19 protein-coding genes and 1 tRNA gene are annotated in these 21,585 nt (G+C 73.1%); 13 read left to right on the top strand and 7 right to left on the bottom strand.

The window, feature by feature from the left end:
• Positions 1 to 5: 5 nt before the first annotated feature.
• The 7 genes from AB0K43_RS04990 (at position 6) to AB0K43_RS04960 (ending at position 9,069) form a co-directional block, all read left to right on the top strand.
• Positions 6 to 2,438, top strand: a complete 2,433-nt coding sequence (locus AB0K43_RS04990; RefSeq protein WP_363635865.1) for a tetratricopeptide repeat protein — start codon at positions 6 to 8, stop codon at positions 2,436 to 2,438.
• Positions 2,439 to 2,484: 46 nt separating this feature from the next.
• A complete protein-coding gene (locus AB0K43_RS04985; protein ID WP_363635863.1) occupies positions 2,485 to 3,645 on the top strand; it encodes a PP2C family serine/threonine-protein phosphatase in 1,161 nt (386 codons plus the stop codon).
• A 38-nt stretch (positions 3,646 to 3,683) separates the two neighbouring features.
• Complete coding sequence (locus tag AB0K43_RS04980) at positions 3,684 to 5,018, top strand: VWA domain-containing protein (RefSeq protein ID WP_363635861.1); 1,335 nt, start codon at positions 3,684 to 3,686, stop codon at positions 5,016 to 5,018.
• Positions 5,019 to 5,082: 64 nt separating this feature from the next.
• The gene (locus tag AB0K43_RS04975; RefSeq protein WP_363635859.1) at positions 5,083 to 6,402 is read left to right on the top strand and encodes an FHA domain-containing protein; all 1,320 of its coding nucleotides are present in this window, start codon (positions 5,083 to 5,085) and stop codon (positions 6,400 to 6,402) included.
• A 126-nt stretch (positions 6,403 to 6,528) separates the two neighbouring features.
• The gene (locus AB0K43_RS04970; RefSeq protein WP_363635857.1) at positions 6,529 to 7,446 is read left to right on the top strand and encodes an ABC transporter ATP-binding protein; all 918 of its coding nucleotides are present in this window, start codon (positions 6,529 to 6,531) and stop codon (positions 7,444 to 7,446) included.
• Positions 7,443 to 8,576 (top strand): ABC transporter permease, encoded by a 1,134-nt coding sequence (locus AB0K43_RS04965; RefSeq protein WP_363635855.1) that lies wholly within the window; start codon positions 7,443 to 7,445, stop codon positions 8,574 to 8,576. The genes AB0K43_RS04970 and AB0K43_RS04965 overlap by 4 nt, the downstream gene beginning before the upstream one ends.
• A gap of 88 nt (positions 8,577 to 8,664) precedes the next feature.
• Positions 8,665 to 9,069 carry a globin gene (locus AB0K43_RS04960; RefSeq protein ID WP_363635853.1) on the top strand — a complete coding sequence of 135 codons (405 nt, stop codon included), beginning with the start codon at positions 8,665 to 8,667 and terminating at the stop codon, positions 9,067 to 9,069.
• Positions 9,070 to 9,137: 68 nt separating this feature from the next.
• Here the strand turns inward: AB0K43_RS04960 and AB0K43_RS04955 are convergent, their stop codons facing one another.
• From AB0K43_RS04955 to ssb, 5 genes are all read right to left on the bottom strand, one after another.
• On the bottom strand, positions 9,138 to 9,851 hold the full coding sequence (locus AB0K43_RS04955) for a hypothetical protein (protein WP_363635851.1): 714 nt from the start codon (positions 9,849 to 9,851) through the stop codon (positions 9,138 to 9,140).
• Positions 9,852 to 9,940: 89 nt separating this feature from the next.
• Positions 9,941 to 10,393 (bottom strand): thioesterase family protein, encoded by a 453-nt coding sequence (locus AB0K43_RS04950; protein ID WP_363635849.1) that lies wholly within the window; start codon positions 10,391 to 10,393, stop codon positions 9,941 to 9,943.
• 179 nt (positions 10,394 to 10,572) lie between these two features.
• Positions 10,573 to 12,237: an energy-dependent translational throttle protein EttA gene (gene ettA / locus AB0K43_RS04945; RefSeq protein WP_363635847.1), complete on the bottom strand. Its 1,665-nt coding sequence runs from the start codon at positions 12,235 to 12,237 to the stop codon at positions 10,573 to 10,575.
• A gap of 194 nt (positions 12,238 to 12,431) precedes the next feature.
• Complete coding sequence (locus tag AB0K43_RS04940; protein ID WP_363635845.1) at positions 12,432 to 13,823, bottom strand: Cys-Gln thioester bond-forming surface protein; 1,392 nt, start codon at positions 13,821 to 13,823, stop codon at positions 12,432 to 12,434.
• Between the two features lie 386 nt (positions 13,824 to 14,209).
• Complete coding sequence (gene ssb, locus AB0K43_RS04935; RefSeq protein ID WP_363635843.1) at positions 14,210 to 14,782, bottom strand: single-stranded DNA-binding protein; 573 nt, start codon at positions 14,780 to 14,782, stop codon at positions 14,210 to 14,212.
• An 816-nt stretch (positions 14,783 to 15,598) separates the two neighbouring features.
• Between ssb and AB0K43_RS04930 the strand changes: the two genes are divergently transcribed.
• A tRNA-Arg gene (locus AB0K43_RS04930) sits at positions 15,599 to 15,671 on the top strand.
• 47 nt (positions 15,672 to 15,718) lie between these two features.
• Here the strand turns inward: AB0K43_RS04930 and AB0K43_RS04925 are convergent.
• Positions 15,719 to 16,498, bottom strand: coding sequence for a TetR family transcriptional regulator C-terminal domain-containing protein (locus tag AB0K43_RS04925; protein ID WP_363635841.1), 780 nt, complete (start codon positions 16,496 to 16,498; stop codon positions 15,719 to 15,721).
• 88 nt (positions 16,499 to 16,586) lie between these two features.
• On the opposite strand from AB0K43_RS04925, the gene AB0K43_RS04920 reads away from it, so the two are divergent.
• The 4 genes from AB0K43_RS04920 (at position 16,587) to AB0K43_RS04905 (ending at position 19,141) form a co-directional block, all read left to right on the top strand.
• Positions 16,587 to 17,138, top strand: coding sequence for a GNAT family protein (locus tag AB0K43_RS04920; RefSeq protein ID WP_363635839.1), 552 nt, complete (start codon positions 16,587 to 16,589; stop codon positions 17,136 to 17,138).
• A 75-nt stretch (positions 17,139 to 17,213) separates the two neighbouring features.
• Complete coding sequence (locus AB0K43_RS04915; protein ID WP_363635837.1) at positions 17,214 to 17,633, top strand: RidA family protein; 420 nt, start codon at positions 17,214 to 17,216, stop codon at positions 17,631 to 17,633.
• 31 nt (positions 17,634 to 17,664) lie between these two features.
• Positions 17,665 to 18,447, top strand: coding sequence for an enoyl-CoA hydratase/isomerase family protein (locus tag AB0K43_RS04910; protein ID WP_363635835.1), 783 nt, complete (start codon positions 17,665 to 17,667; stop codon positions 18,445 to 18,447).
• Positions 18,448 to 18,478: 31 nt separating this feature from the next.
• The gene (locus AB0K43_RS04905) at positions 18,479 to 19,141 is read left to right on the top strand and encodes a hypothetical protein (RefSeq protein ID WP_363635833.1); all 663 of its coding nucleotides are present in this window, start codon (positions 18,479 to 18,481) and stop codon (positions 19,139 to 19,141) included.
• Positions 19,142 to 19,232: 91 nt separating this feature from the next.
• Here AB0K43_RS04905 and AB0K43_RS04900 read toward each other — a convergent pair whose 3' ends face one another.
• Positions 19,233 to 20,480 (bottom strand): acyl-CoA dehydrogenase family protein, encoded by a 1,248-nt coding sequence (locus AB0K43_RS04900; RefSeq protein WP_363635831.1) that lies wholly within the window; start codon positions 20,478 to 20,480, stop codon positions 19,233 to 19,235.
• A gap of 272 nt (positions 20,481 to 20,752) precedes the next feature.
• On the opposite strand from AB0K43_RS04900, the gene AB0K43_RS04895 reads away from it, so the two are divergent.
• Entirely contained in the window at positions 20,753 to 21,400 is a 648-nt protein-coding gene (locus tag AB0K43_RS04895) for a TetR family transcriptional regulator (protein WP_363635829.1), read from the top strand.
• Positions 21,401 to 21,585: the final 185 nt, after the last annotated feature.

Raw genomic sequence — 21,585 nt, 5'->3', positions numbered from 1 at the left:
TTCTGATGGCTGCTGAGCTGTGTGTACGGCCGGAGTGCTCCGGCACCGGCGAGATCGACCCGGACGGCTACTGCACCGAGTGCGGGCTGGCCCCGCAGCGGGCGGCCGCACCCGCGGCACCGGCGGCCGCGGCACCGGCGGCCGCGGCACCGGCGGCGGCCGCGGGCGGCCCCGGCAGCCCGTGCGGCCGGGACTGCGGCGGGGCGATCGACGCCGACGGCTACTGCGACGAGTGCGGCCTGGCGGCCGTGGCGGTGGCCAAGGTGCCCGCCGCACGGTCCGGTTCGGCCCGCGCCGGCTCCTCGCGCACGATGTCCGGCCGCTCCCGCTCGCACCGCACCTCGGCCCGTACCGGCCGCGGCTCCGCGGTCTCGGTGCGCACCGGCACCGGCTCCACCGGCAGCGCCCGGCGCGGCAACCTCGGCGCCGGTCTGGTGACCGTCCCGCCGGTGCCCGCGCCGGACCCGGCCTCGGCCGTGCTGGCCGACCCGGAGGTGCCCGAGCGCAAGCGGTACTGCAGCAAGTGCGAGAGCCCGGTGGGCCGGGAGAAGGAGGGCCGCCCGGGCCGCCCGGACGGCTTCTGCACCCAGTGCGGCACCGCCTACTCGTTCACCCCCAAGCTGGAGCGCGGCGACCTGGTCGGCGGCCAGTACGAGGTGCTCGGCTGCCTGGCGCACGGCGGGCTCGGCTGGATCTACCTGGCGATCGACCGCCGGGTGAACGACAAGTGGGTCGTGCTCAAGGGCTTGCTGGACACCGGCGACGAGGACGCGCTGGCGGTCGCGGTGGCCGAGCGGCGCTTCCTCGCCGAGGTGGACCACCCGAACATCGTCCGCATCATCAACTTCGTCGAGCACCCGGACCCCCGGACCGGCTCCACCGACGGCTACATCGTGATGGAGTACGTCGGCGGCAAGTCGCTCAAGGACATCGCCAACGAGCGCCGCACCCCGGACGGCCGGCGGGAGCCGCTGCCGGTCGAGCAGGCGATCGCGTACGCCCTGGAGGCGCTGCCCGCGCTCGGCTACCTGCACAGCCGCGGCCTGGTGTACTGCGACTTCAAGGTCGACAACGTGATCCAGAGCGAGGACTCGCTCAAGATCATCGACATGGGCGCCGTCCGCCGCCTCGACGACGACGGCCCGATCTACGGCACCGTCGGCTACCAGGCACCGGAGATCGGCACCGACGGCCCGACCCCGTCCTCCGACCTCTACACGGTGGCCCGCACGCTGGCCGTGCTCACCTTCGACTTCCCCGGCTACGCCAGCACGCACCAGCACGAGCTGCCCGGTCCCGAGGAGGTGCCGGTCCTCGCCCGGTACGAGTCCTTCTACCGCTTCCTGGTCCGCGCCACCGACCCCGACCCGGCCCGCCGGTTCGGCTCCGCCACCGAGATGGCCGACCAGCTGACCGGGGTGCTGCGCGAGGTGCTCAGCCTCGGGGACGGCCGGCCCCGCCCGGCCGCCTCCACCCTGTTCGGCCCCGAACTGCGCCTGGTGGACAGCGAGCTGACCGAGCAGCCGCTCGACCCGGCGGCGGCCGCGCTGGCGCTGCCGCTCCCCCGGGTCGACCCGGGCGACCCCAACGCCGGCTTCCTCGCCGCGCTGACCGCCGGCGGCCCCGCCGAGGTGCTCACCACCCTGGAGGCCGCCCCCGCCCCCTCGATCGAGCTGCGGCTGCGGGCCCTGCGGGCCCACCTGGAGCTGGGCGAGCTGATCGCCGCCGGGCAGACCCTGGCCGAGCTGGCCGAGGAGCACCCGGACGACTGGCGGGTGGTCTGGTACCGCGGCCTGACCACGCTGGCATCCGGCAAGGCCGAGCCGGCCGCCGAGTCCTTCGACGCGCTCTACGACGCCTTCCCCGGGGAGAGCGCGCCCAAGCTGGCGCTGGCCCTGTGCGCCGAGCTGCTGGGCAACGCGGAGGACGCCACCGAGTTCTACCGGCTGGTCGGCAGCACCGACCGCAGCTACGTCAGCGCCGCGTTCGGCCTGGCCCGGGTCCGGCTGGGAGCCGGCGACCGGACCGGCGCGGTGCAGGCCCTGGAGGCGGTACCGGAGGCCTCCGCGCACTTCACCTCGGCCCGGGTCGGCACCGTCCGGGCCCGGATCCGCGGCCGCTCGGCCCGCGAGGAGCTCGGCCCCGAGCTGCGCCGCTGCTCAGAGCAGCTGGACGCGCTCACCCTGGACGCCCGGCGCCGCGAGGAGCTGGCGGTGGAGGTGCTGGACACCGCGCTCGGCTGGGTGCTGGCCGGAAAGGCCGGCGCGGCCCGCCCGGACGGCGAGCCGAAGGTGCTCGGACATGCACCCGCCGAACGGGAACTACGGTTCGCTCTGGAACACTCCTACCGGGTGTTGGCGCGGTTGTCCGACCGGGCCGAAACAAGGATCGAGATGGTGGAGCGGGCGAACCGGGCCCGCCCCCGGACGTGGGTGTGACGCAATGCCGCAGCAGCAGACCAGGTGCCCCAGCTGTGCCGAACCGATGGACCCTCAGGACCTGTTCTGCGGGGCCTGCGGCGCCAATCTGAACGGGCCACCGACCGTGGTCGACGGACCGGGCGCGGCCGTCGCCGGCGGCTGCGTGCGCTGCGGCGCACCGGAGCTCGCCGCCGACGGCTACTGCGAGGCCTGCGGCCAGGCCCAGCCGCGCCCGCGCGACCACCAGGAGCGCTCGCTGGCCGGCGTCGCCGGGGTCTCCGACCGCGGGCTGCGCCACCACCGCAACGAGGACGCCTTCACCGTGGCCGGCACCGCGCTCCCGGACGGGGCACCGGCTGTGATCGCCGTGGTCTGCGACGGGGTGTCCTCCTCCGCCCGGCCGGACGAGGCCTCCGCCACCGCCGTGGACGCCGCCTGCGAATCTCTGCTGACCGCCCTGGAGCACGGCGAGGACCCGACCCGGGCGATGCGCGGCGCGATCGCCGTCGCGGCCCGCGCGGTGACCGACCTGGCCTACGACGGCACCCCGCCGGAGCGCCCCGGCGGCCACCTGAACGCCCCCGCCTGCACCTACGTCAGCGCCATCTCGGCGGCCGGCGTGGTCACCATCGGCTGGGTCGGCGACACCCGGGCGTACTGGATCCCGGACGACCGCGACGCCGCCGAGCCGTACCGGCTGACCGAGGACGACTCCTGGGCCGCCCGGATGGTCTCGGCCGGGCTGATGGCCGAGGCCGAGGCGTACGCCGACCCGCGTGCGCACGCCATCACCGGCTGGCTCGGCGCCGACGCCGAGGACCTCGACCCGCACACCGTCAGCTTCACCCCGCACGTCCCCGGGGTGGTGCTGATCTGCACCGACGGCCTGTGGAACTACGCCGAGGCCGCCACCGACCTGGCCACCTTCGTCCGCCGCGACGCCCGGACCGAGCCGCTGGCGACCGCGCAGTCACTGGTCAGCTTCGCGGTGGCGGCCGGCGGGCACGACAACATCACCGTCGCCGTGCTGCCGATCACCCCGCGGCCCCAGCGGCCCGAGGAGCCCGCCGAGCACGAGGCGACCCTGCTCGACCTGCCGGTGCAGCAGCCGCGGCACGACGACACCCTGCACGACCTGCCGCGGATCCCGGCCCCCTCGGCCCCCGCGGCCGCCCCGGCCCCGGCGGTGCCGCCGATGCCCGCGTACGCACCCAGCACCGACTGACGCCCACTCATCTGACCGCTCGACAGGAGCTCTCAGCCATGGCAAGTCTGTCCAGGCCCACCGCACCCCGATTCGACGTCGAGATCTTCCAGAACGAGTACCTCGCCGAGGGTGCCCGCGAGGTCAACGCCATCGTCACCGTCACCGCCACCGGTGGTGGTACCTCCGGCGGACGTCCGCTGTCGCCGGGTGACGGCCCGGCCGCCGGCGTGGTGCTCATGGTCGACTGCTCCGGCTCGATGCAGTACCCGGCCGCCAAGGCGAAGAACGCCCGGGAGGCCACCGCCGCGGCCATCGACACCCTGCGGGACGGGGTCGCCTTCGCCGTGGTGGCGGGCACCCACGAGGCCACCGAGGTCTACCCGGCCGACGGCACCCTCGCGGTGGCCGGCGAGGCCACCCGCAAGGAGGCCAAGCAGGCGCTGCGCAAGCTCAGCCCGGCCGGCGGCACCGCGATCGGCACCTGGCTGACCAAGGCCCAGGCACTCTTCGGCTCCCGGCCCGACCTCGCCATCCGGCACGCCATCCTGCTCACCGACGGCCGCAACGAGCACGAGAAGCCGGCCGACCTGCAGCGCGCCCTCGACCGGGCCACCGGCTACTTCACCGCCGACTGCCGCGGCGTCGGCACCGACTGGGAGGTCGCCGAACTGCGGAAGATCTCCTCGGCGCTGCTCGGCACGGTGGACATCGTCGCCGAGCCGGACGGGCTGGCCGAGGACTTCCGCGCCATGATGGCCGGCGCCATGGGCAAGCAGGTCGCCGATGTCGCCCTGCGGGTCTGGACCCCGGCCAACGCCCGGGTCAAGTACGTCAAGCAGGTCGCACCGAGCGTGGAGGACCTGACCGAGCGTCGTGCCGAGGCCGGCCCGCGGGCGGGCGACTACCCGACCGGCTCCTGGGGCGACGAGAGCCGCGACTACCACGTCTGCGTCGAGGTGCCGTCGGCCGCCGTCGGCAACGAGATGCTGGCCGCCCGGATCAGCCTGATCCTGCCGCAGCCCGGCGAGGCCTCGCCGGAGGTGCTCTCGCAGGGTCTGGTCAAGGCGGTCTGGACGGACGACCTGGCCTCCTCCACCCGGATCAACTCCCAGGTCGCCCACTACACCGGCCAGGCCGAGCTGGCCGACTCGATCCAGGAGGGGCTGGCCGCCCACCGCGCCGGGGACGTCGACCGGGCCACCGCCAAGCTCGGTGCGGCCGTCCGGCTGGCCCACCGGACCGGCAACGAGGGCACCCTCAAGCTGCTCCAGAAGGTCGTCGACGTGGTCGACGCGAAGGAAGGTACCGTTCGTTTCCGCAAGGATGTGAGCGAGGCCGATTCGATGACACTCGAGACCCGGTCGACGAAGACCGTCCGGGTAAAGAAATAATCGACCGACCGAGACCTGACCGGCCGCCGCCCGGGGCCGACCAGCTGGACAAGTGGGGGAACTGATGCCGATCTGCCCTAGGGGCCATGAGTCGCAGGCCGAGGACTGGTGCGACTTCTGCGGCTTCCCGATGACTCCGCCGCCCGGCCTGGCCGTCCCCGGGAGCCCGGCCTCGGCCGGGCCGTTCGGCGCGCCGCCCGCCCCTCCGGGGCCGCCCGGGCCGCCGCCCGGCCGGGCCTACGGCTCCCCCACCGTCGTCTCGCCCTCCCCGGCCGGTCCCGACTTCACGGCCGACCTGGTGACCTGCCCGATCTGCCGGACCCCGCAGACCGGCCGGTACTGCGAGGAGTGCGGCTACGACTACCAGCTGCCCGCCACCGGCCGCCCGCCCGCTCCGGCCGCGCCGGCCGCCCCGCAGGCACCCGCCGCACCGCCGGCGCCGGGCCGCCCGCAGCAGCCCTCGCACCCGCAGGGTCCGGGCGGGGCCGACTCCGGCAGCCGGCCGGGCTACGGCTACCCGCCGCCGCAGTCCCCGTACGAGCAGCGGTCGCCGTACGACCCGCCGGCCCCGCAGTCCCCGTACGAGCCCCAGTCACCGTACGAGCAGCAGCCCGCCTACGAGCAGCGGTCGCCGTACGACCCGCCGGCGCCGCAGGCCCCGTACGAGGCACAGTCCCCCTACGAGCAGCAGCAGTACCGCCGGCCGTACGAGCAGACCCCGCCGCCGCCCCCGCCGCCGTCCTCGCCGTTCCCGGACCAGGACGGCTACGAGCGCAGCGGCCCGGTGTACGCCCAGCCCGGGCAGGGCGGGTCCGCGGCGGGCGGCCCCGGCGACGAGCTCGGCACCTCCTTCCGGCTCGCCCCGCCCGGCGGGGCGGCCCAGCAGGGCCAGCAGGGTCCGCAGGGTCCGCAGGGTCCGCAGGGTCCGCAGGGCCAGCAGGCGCCGCCCGGGCCGGCCGCGCCCCCGGTACGCAGCCACTGGATCGCGGTGGTCAGCGCCGACCGCGACTACTTCACCGAGATGATGATCCGCAGCGGCCCGGAGGCGGCCGGCCTGTTCTTCCCGCCGTACTGCCCGGAGCGCCGGATCCCGCTCACCGGCCGCGGCCAGCTGCGGATCGGCCGGCGCAGCCAGCACCGCGGCACCGTGCCGGAGATCGACCTGTCGGTGGCCCCGGAGGATCCGGGCGCCTCGCACCAGCACGCCCTGCTCGCCGAGCAGGCGGACGGCAGCTGGGTGCTGGTCGACCAGGACTCCACCAACGGCACCACCGTGAACGGCAGCCCGGACCCCGTCCCGCCGCACACCGCGATCCCGCTCAACGACGGCGACCGGATCCACCTCGGCGCCTGGACCACCATCACCCTGCACCGGAGCGCCTGACCCCGGCAGCCCGAGCCGCCACGCCCGGCCCGGAGGGAGCCCCGCTCCCGCCGGGCCGGCGGGCTTTGCTCATGCTTTGCGCAAGTACCTTTCACCGCGCACACACCGGCCCCTAGGGTCTTGACCATGACTGAAGCAATATCCGCCGACGGGATCCGGAAGCGGTACGGGGATGTCCAGGCTGTCGACGGAGTGTCACTCTCCGTCGCCTCTGGCGAGTTCTACGGGATTCTCGGCCCCAACGGGGCGGGCAAGACCACCACACTGGAGATCCTGGAAGGGATCCGCGAGCCCGACGAGGGCCGCGTCGAACTGCTGGGGCTCAGCCCCTGGCCGCGCAACTCGGCGCTGCTGCCGCGGATCGGCGTGCAGTTCCAGGCCTCGGCCTTCTTCGTGAAGCTGACGGCCCGTGAGACCATCCGCACCTTCGCCTCCTTCTACGGCGTCGGCCCCAAGCGGGCCGACGCGATGCTGGAGCGGGTCGGCCTGACCGACTCGGCCGGGGTGCAGACCGAGAAGATGTCCGGCGGTCAGGCGCAACGGCTCTCGATCGCCTGCGCGATCGTGCACGACCCGGAGCTGCTCTTCCTGGACGAGCCCACCACCGGCCTCGACCCGCAGGCCCGCCGCAACCTCTGGGACCTGCTGCGGGACATCAACGCCGAGGGCCGCACGGTCGTGCTCACCACCCACTACCTGGACGAGGCCGAGGTGCTCTGCGACCGGGTCTCGGTGATGGACCACGGCAAGGTGCTGAAGACCGGCACGCCGGCCGCGCTGGTGCGGGAGATCGACGACACCGTCCGGGTGAGCGTGGAGTCCGGCCAGCTCGGCCCGGGCCGGGCGCACGAGCTGTTCGCGGCCGCCGGGGCGGAGATCACCGGGCTGGAGGACGACGGGGCCACCCTCTCGCTCTCCACCCGGCTGCCCGCGCCGGTGCTCTCGGTGCTGGCCGAGCAGAACGCGCTGCGCGGCCTGGAAGTGCGCGGCGCCACCCTGGAGGACGTCTTCCTGCAGCTGACCGGACGGGAGTACCGGGCATGAGCACCACTTCCACCCCCGTGCGGCGGCAGACCCCCGCCGCCGAGCCGGCCGACACCGAGCGGGTGAGCGCCTTCGCCGGGCTGACCCGGGTGATGCTGCTCGGCTTCGTCCGGGACCGCGGCGCGCTGTTCTTCGTGCTGCTGATGCCGCTGATGTTCCTGCTGCTCTTCGGCGCGCTGTTCAAGAGCGCCGGTGCTCCGCACGTGAAGGTGGCCGAGATCGGCCAGGTGCGGGTGCTGGACGACATCCAGGGCGAGGGCCGGGCCCAGCTGGAGAAGGTCCTCACCATCAGCAGGTCCGAGGACGAGGGCGCGGCGATGGAGAAGCTGCGCAAGGGCGACCTGGACGGGGTGATCACCCAGGGCGCGGACGGCACCGTGAACCTCCGCTTCAGCGCCACCGACCAGGTCAAGGCCGGCAGCGTCCAGAGCATCGTCAACTCGGTGGTGCAGGGCGCCAACCAGGCGGCTTCGGGGAAGGCCCCGGCCTTCACCATGGTGTCCACCCAGGTCGAGGACGAGTCGCTGAAGCCGATCCAGTACCTCACTCCCGGCCTGCTCGGCTGGGCGATCGCCACCGGCGCGGTCTACGGCGCCTCGTTCACGCTGGTCAGCTGGCGCAAGAAGCGGGTCCTGCGGCGGCTGCGGCTGGCGCCGGTCTCGCCCGGCGTCGTGGTCGGCGCCCGGGTGGCGGTGAGCCTGGTGGTGGCACTGGCCCAGACCGCGATCTTCCTGACGGTCGCCACCCTGCCGTTCTTCGGCCTGCAGCTGACCGGCGACTGGTGGCTGGTGGTGCCGCTGGTGCTCTGCGCCACCGTCGCCTTCATGTCGATCGGCCTGGTCACCGGTGCCGCCGCGAAGAGCGAGGAGGCGGCCAACGGCATCAACCAGATGATCATCCTGCCGATGTCCTTCCTGGGCGGCGCCTTCTTCCCGCTGGACGGCGCCCCGGGCTGGCTGCAGACGGTCTCGCGGTTCCTGCCGCTGCGCTACCTGGTCACCTCCGCCCAGTCGGTGCTCAGCCGGGGCGGCGGGGTGCTGGACATCCTGCCGGCGATGGGCGGGCTGCTCGTCTTCACCGCCGTGATGTGCGCGATCGCCTGGCGCTTCTTCAACTGGGACGACGCGTAACCGGCGGCCGTACCCGGCGCACGCCCCGGGGGTCGTACACCGAAAGTCCCGGTGTACGGCCCCCGGGGCCGTCTGGGACCATGGTCGGGTGAACGAGATCCGGCGCGAGACGCTCAGCGAGGAGACCTTCTACCAGGCCGTGGGCGGCGAGGCCACCTTCCGGCTGCTGGTCCACCGCTTCTACCAGGGCGTCGCCCAGGACGAGCTGCTGAGGCCGATGTACCCGGAGGAGGACCTCGGCCCGGCCGAGGAGCGGTTCGCGCTGTTCCTGATGCAGTACTGGGGCGGTCCGCGCACCTACAGCGAGCAGCGCGGCCACCCCCGGCTGCGGATGCGGCACGCCCCGTTCGCCGTCGACCGGGCCGCGCACGACGCCTGGCTGAAGCACATGCGGGCGGCCCTGGACTCGCTGGAGCTGCCCGCCGAGGCGGAGCGTCAGCTCTGGGACTACCTGACCTACGCCGCCGCCTCGATGATCAACACGGCCGGCTGAGCCGCTGGCGCCGGTTCGGGCCGGTTCCAGGCCGGTTCCGGGCTGGTTCCGGGCTGGGGCAGGCAGGCTCAGGAGAGCGGGCTCAGGCCCAGGCCCGCGCCGGGGGCGGCCGTGCGGCGCACCGCCACCGACCCGGCCGGCGCGCTCAACCGCAGCCAGCCGCCGGCCCGGTGCACCGTGAGCGGCACGGCCGGCTTGAGGAAGCCGATCACATAGGCCGCGTGCACCGCGCGCAGCGGCACCTCGGGGGCGGCGGACAGCGGGCGGGACCAGATCTCGTCGGCCAGCTCGTCCAGCACCCGGCGGGTCCGGTGGTGCTCCGGCACCTGCTCGCTGCGCTCCTTGAACTCCCCCACGGCGGCCATCAGTTCGGGGTACACCTGGTAGGCGGACGGCGCTCCCGCCGGCTGCCAGCCGGTCCGCGGCGGGAGCAGGCCGGCCCAGGCCGGGCCGGTCACCGGGGCGGGCACGTCGAAGGCGCCGGTCTCCTGGTCCACCGACTCCAGCAACTGGCCGGCCGACACGGTGGTGTCCAGCGGGCCGCCGAGCCGGACCAGCCGCGCCGTACGGATCGCCAGTGCCCCGGCGCCCCCCAGCGGCAGCCGCCCGAACACGGCGAGCACGCCCCCCTGAGCACCCTGCTCGGCCCGGCCAACCGCGCCCGGCACCGCCTGGAGCCGGACCGCGGCCGCGCGGTCGAAGCGCAGCAGCCGGGCCAGGAAGGCGCCGAGGTCGGCGGCCTCCCCGGTGTCGGCGAGACGGAGGCGAGTGGTGGTGGTCAACGGTGTTCAGCTCATTCGGTGCGGTCGGGGGCGGTCCGGGCGGTGGCCCGGCCGGCTCCAGGGTCGTGGCCCGCGGGGCCGGGGCCGGCTCAGGCGGCGGCAGCGCCCTGGGGCTCCCGGGCGTCGTCCGTGTAGCGGCTGAGGAACTCGCGCTCCACGGCGCTGATCCGGCGCGGCCGGCCCTCCGCCAGGTTGTAGGGGACGACGACGGTCTTCGCCCGCACGTACACGGTCTCGGTGCCGTCCTCGGCCACGTCCTTGATCTCGTAGGCGACCGTCAGCGAGGCGCCGCCGATCTGGGTCACCCAGGTCTCCACCGTCACCGGCTCGGCGCGGTGGGTGAGCGGACGCTTGTAGTCGATCTCGTGCCGGGCCACCACCGAGCCGCCCGCGAACTCGCCCGCACCGGCCTCGGCGGCCCGGTGGAACATGAAGTCGATCCGCGCCTCCTCCAGGTAGCGCAGGAAGACCACGTTGTTGACGTGGCCGAAGGCGTCCATGTCGGACCACCTCATGGGGCAGGCGTAGATGTGGCGCGCCACCGTGAATCTCCTCCGTTCGAAGGGCCGCTCGCGGCCCGGTCCGCCGTCCGCGCGGGCCGTCGGACGGCCCTCAGGGCGGCGGCCCGGCAGACCACCCCCCAGGGGCAGCCTGCCGGGCCGTTGTTGCATCGGCGTTGCCGCCGGCCGTCCGGTTGTGGACGGCTCGGAATGCGAACGACTCAGCCTCGGGTCAGCTTCTTGTACGTGGCCCGGTGCGGACGGGCGGCGTCGGCGCCCAGCCGCTCGATCTTGTTCTTCTCGTACGAGTCGAAGTTGCCCTCGAACCAGAACCACTTGCTCTCACCCTCGTACGCGAGGATGTGGGTCGCCACCCGGTCCAGGAACCAGCGGTCGTGGGAGATGACCACGGCGCAGCCCGGGAACTCGAGCAGGGCGTTCTCCAGCGAGGAGAGCGTCTCGACGTCGAGGTCGTTGGTGGGCTCGTCGAGGAGCAGCAGGTTGCCGCCCTGCTTGAGGGTGAGCGCCAGGTTGAGGCGGTTGCGCTCACCACCGGAGAGCACCCCGGCCGGCTTCTGCTGGTCCGGGCCCTTGAAGCCGAAGGCGGAGACGTAGGCGCGGGACGGCATCTCGACCTGGCCGACGTTGATCCAGTCGAGCTCGTCGGAGACGACGGCCCACAAGGTCTTCTTCGGGTCGATGTTGGCGCGGCCCTGGTCGACGTAGCTGACCTTGACGGTGTCGCCGACCTTGACGGTGCCGGCGTCCGGCTGCTCCTCGCCCAGCAGCATCTTGAACAGCGTGGTCTTGCCGGCGCCGTTCGGGCCGATCACGCCGACGATGCCGTTGCGGGGCAGGGTGAAGCTGAGGTCGTCGATCAGGACCTTCTCACCGAAGGCCTTGGAGAGGTTGTTGACCTCGACGACGATGCTGCCCAGGCGGGGGCCCGGCGGGATCTGGATCTCCTCGAAGTCCAGCTTCCGCATCTTGTCGGCCTCGGCCGCCATCTCCTCGTACCGCGCCAGGCGGGCCTTGGACTTGGCCTGCCGGCCCTTGGCGTTGGAGCGGACCCACTCCAGCTCCTCCTTGAGCCGCTTGGCGCGCTTGGCGTCCTTCTGGCCCTCGACCTTGAGGCGCGACTGCTTGGCCTCCAGGTAGGTGGAGTAGTTGCCCTCGTAGGGGTAGGCGCGGCCGCGGTCGAGCTCGAGGATCCACTCGGCGACGTTGTCCAGGAAGTACCGGTCGTGGGTGACCGCGACGACGGTGCCCGCGTACTTCTCCAGGTGCTGCTCCAGCCAGTTCACCGACTCGGCGTCCAGGTGGTTGGTGGGCTCGTCGAGCAGCAGCAGGTCCGGGGCCTCCAGCAGGAGCTTGCAGAGCGCCACGCGGCGGCGCTCACCACCGGAGAGCTTGGTGACCGGCCAGTCGCCGGGCGGGCAGCCCAGGGCGTCCATGGCCTGCTCCAGCTGGGCGTCCAGGTCCCAGGCGTTCGCGTGGTCCAGGTCCTCCTGGAGCTTGCCCATCTCTTCGAGCAGCGCGTCGGAGTAGTCGGTCGCCATCAGCTCGGCGATCTCGTTGAACCGGTCGAGCTTGCCCTTGACCTCCTTGACGCCGTCCTGCACGTTCTCCAGGACCGTCTTGGACTCGTCGAGCGGGGGCTCCTGGAGGAGCATGCCGACCGTGTACCCGGGCGAGATGTACGCCTCGCCGTTGGAGGGCTGGTCGAGGCCGGCCATCATCCGCAGCACGGTGGACTTACCCGCGCCGTTCGGGCCGACGACGCCGATCTTCGCTCCGGGGAGGAAGTTGAGGGTCACGTCGTCAAGGATGACCTTGTCGCCGTGTGCCTTGCGCACCTTGCGCATGGTGTAGATGAATTCCGCCACGTGAGATCGCTCCGGCGTCGTCGTGAGTAATCGGCTTGCAGCCTTCCATTGTGCCGCACCGGGCGGCGCCGCCCTAACGGCCGCCCTCCGGCGGCCCCGACGCGGACGGTCCCGCCCGCCGCGGATCGCGGGGGACGGGACCGTCTCAGCACTCAGACCCGGAGGTCAGGCCCGGTGGTCGGGCGGCAGTCGCCTCAGGCCGCGTTGCGGCCGTGGCGGCCGCGGCGACGCAGGGCGAAGACCGCACCCGCACCGGCGACGACCAGGGCGCCGGCGACGCCGGCGATGATGCCGGTGCCGCTACCGCCACCGGTGGAGGCCAGGCTGCCACCGCCCGTGGTGGTGCCGGTCGGCGGGGTGGAGGGAGAGGCGGACGGGGTCGCGCCACCGGTGCCACCGGTGGTGCTGGAGACCTTGCAGTCCAGGACGCCGCTGAACTCCTTGGTGAAGTTCGGGCCGGTCACCTTGATCTTGTACGAGGCGTCCTCCGCGACCGGGACGAGCACGGTCTCGGTCTTGCCCGGGGCGACGTTGACGGTCTTGCCGGGAGCGACGGTCACGTCGGCCGCCTCGTCACCGCCGTTGGTGACGGTGACCTGGACGCCGTTCTTGGTGCAGTCGATCTTGGCGGCGGCCGACAGCTGCGGGCCCTTCGCCTGGGTCCAGGTGGCCTGGGCGTTCTTGTTGACCGTGACCTCCTCGGAGCCGGCCAGGATCATGCTCTGGCTGTGCTTCTCGGGGGTGTAGCCGATGCTCAGGAACACTCGGCCGGTCTGCACGACGGTGGTCGCCGTGGCGTTGACCTTGGCCGAGCCCGCCGCGGTGCCGGCCGGGACGTCCAGGAAGAGCTGGGTGTCCTTGGCGATCGGACCGGTGAGGGTCGAGACGGCCTTGCCGTCCTTGTCGAGCAGCTTGACCTTGCCGCCGGAGGCGTCGTCGGAGACCGACAGCTTGACCGACTCGGCGCTGCTGTTGAGGGTGAACGGGCCGAGCTTGGTGCCCGACTTGCCGTTGACCGAGGCCGGGTCGAGGTCCAGCGACGGCTTGGGCTCCGGCATGCCCGTGTTCGCGGAGCCCGCGAGGTACTCGGTGAGCTGCTTGGCCTCCGCGTCCAGCGGGGTGGCCGTGGTCTTGTTGTCCGAGAAGCGCCAGATCGCGGCCTGGGTACCGGCGGCCGCGTCCTCCTTGGTGAAGTCACCGCTCACGCCGGCGGCCTTCTTGACCGTGTCGAGGTCGAGCTTCGGGTAGGAGTGCTCCAGGATCCAGCGGATCTTGCCGGCCGCCTCGGCCTTGCCGGGGGCACCCAGCGAGCTGGAGGACCAGTCCGACTCCTGGTACTTGATCTCGCCCTTGATGTCGACGCCGTGGTCGACGTCGATGCAGTAGGTCTGGATCTTCTTGCCGTCGGAGGTCAGCAGAGTGAAGAGGCCACCGTCGATCTTGTGGTTGGCATCGACCTGCACCGGTCCGCTCAGCATGGTCGGCTGGATCGTCGCGGTGATCCCCGAACCCGATTCCCCCTCGGCGGCCGGAGCCGCACCTGCCGCGAAGGCCCCGCCAGCGACCGCCAGGCTCGATGCGAGCATGACAGTGGCTATCCGGGAGAGAGCCCGCCCCTGCTTGTGGAACATGTGTTGATCCCTTCGGGCTTGACCGCGCTCGTGGCCGGTCGCCCCTGCAAAGCGGCGCCCCCTGTGACGCCACTGCACCTGTGTGGACCAGACGCATCCTATTGACCTGCCGCGATGTTCAAACCGTAGTAGCAAACCAGGACAGTTCCGTGGCTATATCGTTATCAAACAGCTGATCATCAACAGTTGTTGACGCTTCGACAGAATGGCCCGTCGATTCCATGACCCTGTGGGCTTTGTGCCCGACTGCACTCCACGGCCCACGAAGTGCCGGTATTTCGGTCAGATTTGAACCTTAGTCGACAAGTTCCCCCCGGCCCGACACAACTCCACCACGCGCCTCACCCGCCACCTCCATCGGCGGCCAACTCCCCTCCCGAATCGCCCACATCGCCCACATCGGACACCCCGGCCGGCCCCGCAACCCGCCTGGCCTCGACCGCCGCGACGATCCAGCCCGGCAGGGCCTGCTCCACCGATGTGACGGCCGGCGGCAGCTCGGCGCGACCGGCGCGGGCCGCCGCGGCCTGACCCACCAGCAGCTCCGGCTTCGCCTGCACGGCCCGACGGAACGCCGAGGTGCCCCGGGAGAGGTCGTGGCCCACCACCCGGGCGTCGATCTCCACCACCGCCCGCCTGCGCTCCTCCTCCTCCCACTCCTTGACCCTCAGTCGGCCGCTGACCACCACCGGATCCCCCTTGCTCACCGAGCTGACCAGGTTGGTCGCCAGCCAGCGCCAGGCCACCACCGTCACCCAGCTGGTGTCACCGTCCACCCAGTCACCGCTGCCCCGGTCGAAGCGCCGCTCCGTGGTCGCCATGCGGAAGTTGGCGACCGGCACTCCGGCGGCCGTCTGCGCGTAGCTGACCACCGAGGCCACGTTCCCGACCATGGTCACCAGGGTCTCGTTCACCACACACCCCTTGTTTCCGGGCCGGCGCGCCGCCGGCCCACTCGTCACCCACCCGCCGGCCGCCGGGCAGCCCCACCCGCCGACCGCCATTCGGCCACCGCGGACGGACACCCGCCGGCCGCCATTCACCGGCCCGCACCGACCGGCTGCGGGCGCCGGCCGAACCCGGAGCGGAATCCCGCCGGGGCATTCCCGGAGCAATCCGCCGGAGATCAGAGTGACCCCAATCGACAGCACCCGCCGAGCACGTCGAAATCCCTGTGGAAAAGTCCCGCATGTGGATAACCCGAATACCTCGACCGGGTTAATCAACCCTGAATTCAGTAAGGTTGGGAACTCTCTCATCCTCGCGGACATGACAACGAATCACGCAAACCGCACATCCCACCAGGACCCGAACGAGTGGCCAGCCGCCCGCCCGGGGCATGTCATCCGACCGAACTAACCCAAATCCGGCCCCCACCCGTCACTACCGCCGGGTATTCTCCGCACCGAATCCATAACGGGTGGGGAGGCAGCCCCGTAACGAGTGCACAACGTCCGGCTCCAAGGCCCCTCAGGGCGCTGCACGTCCGGCCACCACCTGCGATTATCGGACCGCTCCACCAAGGCCGACACACCCGACCCGACACCTGAACGCCCGGTGGAGGATCCCGACACCCGTATCCTGTCCCGGAACATCCAGCCCCCGGCCAGGGGTCGGGTGGCGCCCGCCCACCGGGTACCCGAGAGACCTACCGCGGTCGCGACAATGCGTCCGCAGTCCCTCACTCAGCGCAGTCGAAGGCCGGTTTTCCCGGCCTGACACCCCGCCCGGCCCCCATAGCTCAGCGGATAGAGCACCCGCCTTCTAAGCGGTAGGTCGCAGGTTCGAATCCTGCTGGGGGCGCCGACGCCCCGCCCGAATGACCCGGGCGGCAATCCGGCCGGCCGGGCTCAGCCCGTCGAGCAGCCCGGAGCACGGCCTTCCACGGCACCGGGCACGGCGCCGGGCGCGGCAGCCGCCGAGAGCGCCGCCAGATAGCGGTCGACCAAGCGAATCTGGCGTTCCGGGGGGAACTCCTGCGGCGCGAACAGCGCCTGCACCACCAGCCCCAGGACGTAGCTCTGCACCGCGGCGGCCACCTCCAGGTCCGCCGGATCCACCGCGCCCTCGCCGCCCGCACCGGCCGCGCCGCCCTCGCCGCCCTCGCCGCCCGCACCGCCCGTGCCCCCGAGCCCGCCCACCCCCACTCCCGCCGCCGGATCCACCGGCCCCGGCTCGGCCGGCAGCTCACCGAGCCGCCGCGCCCGCGCGACGTGCCCGGCCATCCGCAGCCGGGAGCGCCGGTAGCGCTCGGCGTGCTCCGCGGCCAGCTCCGGGTCGGCCAGCGCCACGTCCCAGGAGGCGACCCAGATCCGGTTGTCGGCCGCGCCCTCCGCCGTCAGCGGCAGGATGTCCAGCAGGACCGCCCGCAGCGTCGCCAGCCCGGGGGCGGCCTCGTCGACACCCGGGCGCGCCCGCCCCGCCGAGCGCCGGTCCAGGACTTCGAGGGCGTGCCGCACCAGCGCCCTCTTGTTCGGGAAGTAGTGGGTGAGCAGCCCGGTGGAGGCGCCCATCTCGGCCGCGACCGCGCGCAGCGTCAGGGCGCCGAAGCCGCCGTTCGCCAGCACCCGCCAGACCGCTTCGGAGACATCGGCGCGACGGGCTTCATGGTCTCCACGGGCAGGCGTCATGGCCGCCATGGTACCTACCAAACGTTTGTTATGTACTCTGGTCGAGCTCGCGCCCGCACCGCCCGCACGCCCGACCCGGAGGCCCGCCGTGTACGCCGTACCGCTCACCGAGGACGCCGAACTCCGCCCGCTGGAGCCCTGGCAGGCCGAGGAGTTCCTGACCCACATGGACCGGGCCCGATCCGGCATCGACCCCTGGATCCCCTGGGCCTCGCGCTCCACCGACCTGGACTCGGCCCGCGCCACCCTCCAGGGGTACGCGGACCGGCAGGCCACCGACACCGGCCGGATCCACGGCATCTGGCTGGACGGCACCCTGGTGGGCGGGGTGATGTTCGTCCACTTCGACCCCGCCGCCGGCACCTGCGAGGTCGGCGTCTGGAGCGAGCCCGCCGGGCAGGGCCGCGGCCTGATCACCGCGGCGGTCCGGCACCTGATCGACTACGCGCTTGTCGAGCGCGGCCTGCACCGGGTGGAGTGGTGGAACACCAGCCACAACCTCCGCAGCCGCGCGGTCGCGCAGCGGATGGGGATGCGCCGGGACGGAGTGCTGCGGGAGTACTTCCTGCACAACGGCGTCCGGCACGACATGGAGGTGTGGTCGGTGCTGGCCCACGAGTGGCCGGGCGCCGGGGCGTAATCCGGGTGACACCGGGCCTGTTGCGTCCGATCATCGTGCGGAGCCGAGGAACCGAGCGACCGAGGAGCCCCGCGAATGATCCGCCGCAGCACCGTCCCGAGCCTGTTCCCCCCGCCCGGTTACGCGCACACGGCGGTGGTGGAGGCCGGCACCCGGCTGGCCTTCCTGGCCGGGGCGGTGCCGCTGGACGCCGACGGGCAGCTGGTCGGCCCCGGCGACCACGTGGCCCAGACCCGGCAGGTGCTGGCCAATCTGGAGTCGGCCCTGCACTCGATCGGCAGCGACCTGGCCCAGGTGGTCGCCAGCACCGTCCACGTGGTCTCCCCCACCCCCGGCGCGCTCAGCGAGGTGTGGGAGGTGGTGGACGCCTCGGGCCTGGCCGACGGGCCGCACACCTCGACCCTGCTGGGCGTCTCCTGCCTGGGCTACACCGGCCAGTTGGTGGAGATCACAGTGACCGCCGTGGTCCCGGACGGAGCCGCTGTGCAAGGGTGAGGCGGACATCCCCAGCACCCCGGAGGCAGTGATGGTCGAGCCGGTCGAGACCGGAGTGGACGGCCTGCGCGCCGAGGTGGACGGCGCCGTCGCCACCCTGGTGCTGGACCGCCCGGCCCGCCGCAACGCCGTCACCCGGGCGATGTGGCGGGGGATCCCCGGGGTGCTCGGCCGGCTGGCCGCCCACCCGGACGTCCGGGCGCTGGTGCTCACCGGCGCCGTCGGCACCTTCTCCGCCGGCGCGGACATCACCGAACTCGCCACCGTGTACGCGGATCCGGACCGGGCCGAGGCCTACCACGCGGAGAACGTCGCGGCCGAGGAGGCCCTGGCGGCCTTCCCGCAGCCCACCCTCGCCGTGGTGCACGGCGCCTGCGTGGGGGGCGGCTGCCAGCTGGCGGTCGCCTGCGACCTGCGGTTCGCCGCCGAGGACGCCCGGTTCGGCATCACCCCGGCCAAGCTGGGTGTGGTCTACCCGGCGGCGCCGACCCTCCGGCTGACCCGGCTGGTCGGTCCGGCCCGGGCCAAGTACCTGCTGTTCTCCGGCGAGTTGGTGACCGCCGGGCGCGCGGAGCGGTACGGCCTGGTCGACGAGGTGCTGCCGGCCGCCGAACTGGACTCCCGGGCGGCGGAGTTCGCCCGGCTGCTGAGCCGGCGCTCGCCGCAGACCATCGGCGCGGTGAAGGCGGCGCTGTCCGTCCCGCCTGAGCAGGCCGCCCAGGCACTGGCCCCGTGGGCGCAGAAGTCCCGGCAGGCGCCGGACGCCCGGGAGGGGCTGGCCGCGTTCCTGGAACGGCGTGAGCCACAATTCTGAGCGACGCTTTCCGCCTATGGATCGGCTTTTGATGGACACCCAGGCTCCGCCCCTGCCCGACGAGCACCCGACCGGCGGGAGCGCGGTCGACGGGCCCACCAGCGCCGGGCCCGAAGCCTCCCGGCAGCACCGCCGGGCCCGGCTGATCACCGACGGCGTGGAGCCCAAGAACGTGATCATCGCCGCTCTGCCGCTGGTCGGCGTGGGCCGCTACGGCCTGGTCGGCCTCGGCTGGGCGGTGTTCGCCGCGCTGTTCGCGGCCGTCATACCGACCTGGTTCATCCGGCACGGGATGCGCCGCGGCCGGATCGAGGACCGGCACGTCGGTCGCCGGCAGCGCCGGCTGGTGGTGCTGCCGTTCGTGATGCTCTCGGTGCTGACCAGCCTGGTGACGCTCGTGCTGCTGGACGCACCGGCCGACATGACGGCCATGGTGCTGGCCATGTTCGCCTCGCTGGTGCCGCTGCTGCTGGTCACCGTCTGGTGGAAGATCTCCGTGCACACCGCCGTGACCAGCGGCGCGATCATCTGCGTGGCCATCGCGCTCGGGCCCTGGTGGCTGCTGGCGTACCCGCTGGTCCCGCTGGTCGGGTGGTCCCGGGTGCTGCTCCGGGATCACACGCCCGCCCAGACCGTCGCGGGCAGCGTGGTCGGCGCCCTGACGGCCGGCCTGGTGTTCTGGGCCGCCCGCTGAGGCCGCCCGCTGAGGGCACCCCCTGAGGGCACCCCGGGCGACGGCCCCGGGCGCCCCGGCCAACGGCCCGGGCGCCTCTGGGCGGCGGCGCTCAGCGGATCGGCAGCCCCGAGATCGCCCGGGCGATGACCAGCCGCTGGATCTCGCTGGTCCCCTCGAAGATGGTGTAGATCGCGCTGTCCCGGTGCATCCGCTCCACCGGGTACTCCCGGGTGAAGCCGTTGCCGCCGAGGATCTGCATCGCCTGCGAGGTCACCCACTTCGCCGTCTCACCGGCGTAGAGCTTGGACATCGAGCCCTCCGCGGCGGTGAACGGCTGGTTGTTGGCCGCCATCCAGGAGGCCCGCCAGACCAGCAACCGGGCGGCGTCGATCCTGGTCTTCATGTCCGCCAGCTGGAAGGCCACACCCTGGTTGTCGATGATCGGCCGGCCGAACTGCTCCCGGGTCATGGCGTAGTCCAGCGCCACCTCGTAGGCGGCCCGGGCGATCCCGATCGCCTGCGCGCCGACGGCCGGCCGGGAGGCCTCGAAGGTGGCCATCGCCGCGTTCTTCCCGGTACCGGCGGCGCCCGAGCGCGCCGCCCCGCCGCCGGCCGCCCGCTCGCGGGCCCGGGCGAGGCGCTCGTCCAGCTTCTCCTTGCCGCCGAGCAGGCAGTGCCCGGGCACCCGGACGCCGTCCAGCACCACCTCGGCGGTGTGCGAGGCCCGGATGCCGTGCTTCTTGAACTTCTGCCCCTGGGCCAGTCCGGGGGTGCCCGGCGGCACGATGAACGAGGCCTGCCCGCGCGCCCCGAGCGCCGGGTCGACGGTCGCGACCACCACGTGCACATGGGCGATGCCGCCGTTGGTGGCCCAGGTCTTGGTGCCGTTCAGCACCCACTCGTCGGTGGCCTCCTGGTACACCGCCCGGGTGCGCAGCGCGGAGACGTCCGAGCCGGCGTCCGGCTCGGAGGAGCAGAAGGCGGCCAGCTTGACGTCGTCCGGGGTGCCGAACATCTGCGGCGCCCAGGTGCCGATCTGCTCGTCGGTGCCGTTGGCGAGCACGGCGACGGCGGCCAGCGTGGTGCCGACGATGGCGAGGCCGAGGCCCGCGTCGCCCCAGAACAGCTCCTCCATGGCGATCGGGATGCCGACGCCGGACGGGTCGAAGTACTGCTGGGCGTAGAAGTCCAGCGAGTAGATCCCCAGCTTGGCGGCCTCCTGGATGATCGGCCAGGGGGTCTCCTCGCGCTCGTCCCACTCGGCGGCGGCCGGCCGCATGACGTCGGCGGCGAAGCCGTGCAGCCAGTCGCGGACGGCCAGCTGGTCCGGGCCCGGGTCCAGGGAGAAGGTGCTCATGGTGCCTCCGGTCGACGGGTTCGCGCTTCGGGTCGCGCGGCGGTTCTCGCATCGGGTCGCGCGCCGGCCCGCACCGCGGTGCGGCGGTGCGGTCGGCGGCGCGGCCAGGGGTGCGGTCAGGGGTGCGGTCAGGGGTGCGGGGGGCCGGGTGCGGGCCTTGGTGGCGGCCCGCGCCGCAGGGCGTGTTACCTCGGGTAACATCAAGGGAGTCTGCTACTGATTGGTAACGCCTGTCAACGCCCGCCACGCCCCCGAACGCAGGAGCCAGCACTGTGCCGACGCCCCCCGCCCAGCCCACCGGTGAGCTGCGCCGCGAGCAGTTGCTCAACGCCGCCGACCGGGTCGTCCAGCGCGAGGGGCCCGGCGCCAGCATGAACGCGATCGCCGCCGAGGCCGGCATCACCAAGCCGATCCTCTACCGGCACTTCGGCGACCGGAACGGCCTGATCGGCGCGCTGACCGAGCGCCACACCAGCGGGCTGCTGGCCGCCGTGCGGGCGGCGCTCAACGAGCCGCTGGAGCGCCGGGACCGGGTGGAGCACGTGCTGGACACCTACCTGGCCGCGATCGAGTCCCGGCCCCAGGTGTACCGGCTGCTCACCCACCCGGAGGGCGGCGATCCGACCGGCGCGGGCAACGCGCTGGCCCCGGCCCTGCGGCAGATCGCCGAGGAGATCACCAAGGCGGTGCAGACCCAGGTCGACCTGGGCGCCGACGGCCCGCTGCTCTCCGAAACCTGGGGCCGGGCGGTCACCGGGATGGTGCTGGCGGCCGGCGACTGGTGGCTGGAGCAGCGGCCCTGCCCGCGGGCCCGGATGGTGCAGGCGCTCGCCGACCTGCTCTGGGGCCGGCTGGCCGCCGCGGGCGACCTGCCCGGAGCCGTCGCGGCCGCACCGCAGGCCGCACCGCAGGCCGACTGATCCACCGTCGCCACCAGCGGAGATCAACTGAACATGAGTCATGCTCACCTCTTGTGCGGGGCACCGCCATGGGGCAGGATCGGCCCGCACCGCCGCCCTGAACCCCCGCCCTGAGCCCCCTTCGAGGTGTCCTGTGCGCGTTCGCCGCTCCGCCGCCGCCCTGTGCCTGGCCGTCGCCGCCGTGC

The sequence above is a fragment of the Kitasatospora sp. NPDC049258 genome, assembly GCF_040678895.1.
Classification (GTDB): domain Bacteria; phylum Actinomycetota; class Actinomycetes; order Streptomycetales; family Streptomycetaceae; genus Kitasatospora.
The sequence above is the reverse complement of the archived record's forward strand: the minus strand, read 5'-3'. Positions and strand labels throughout refer to the sequence as shown.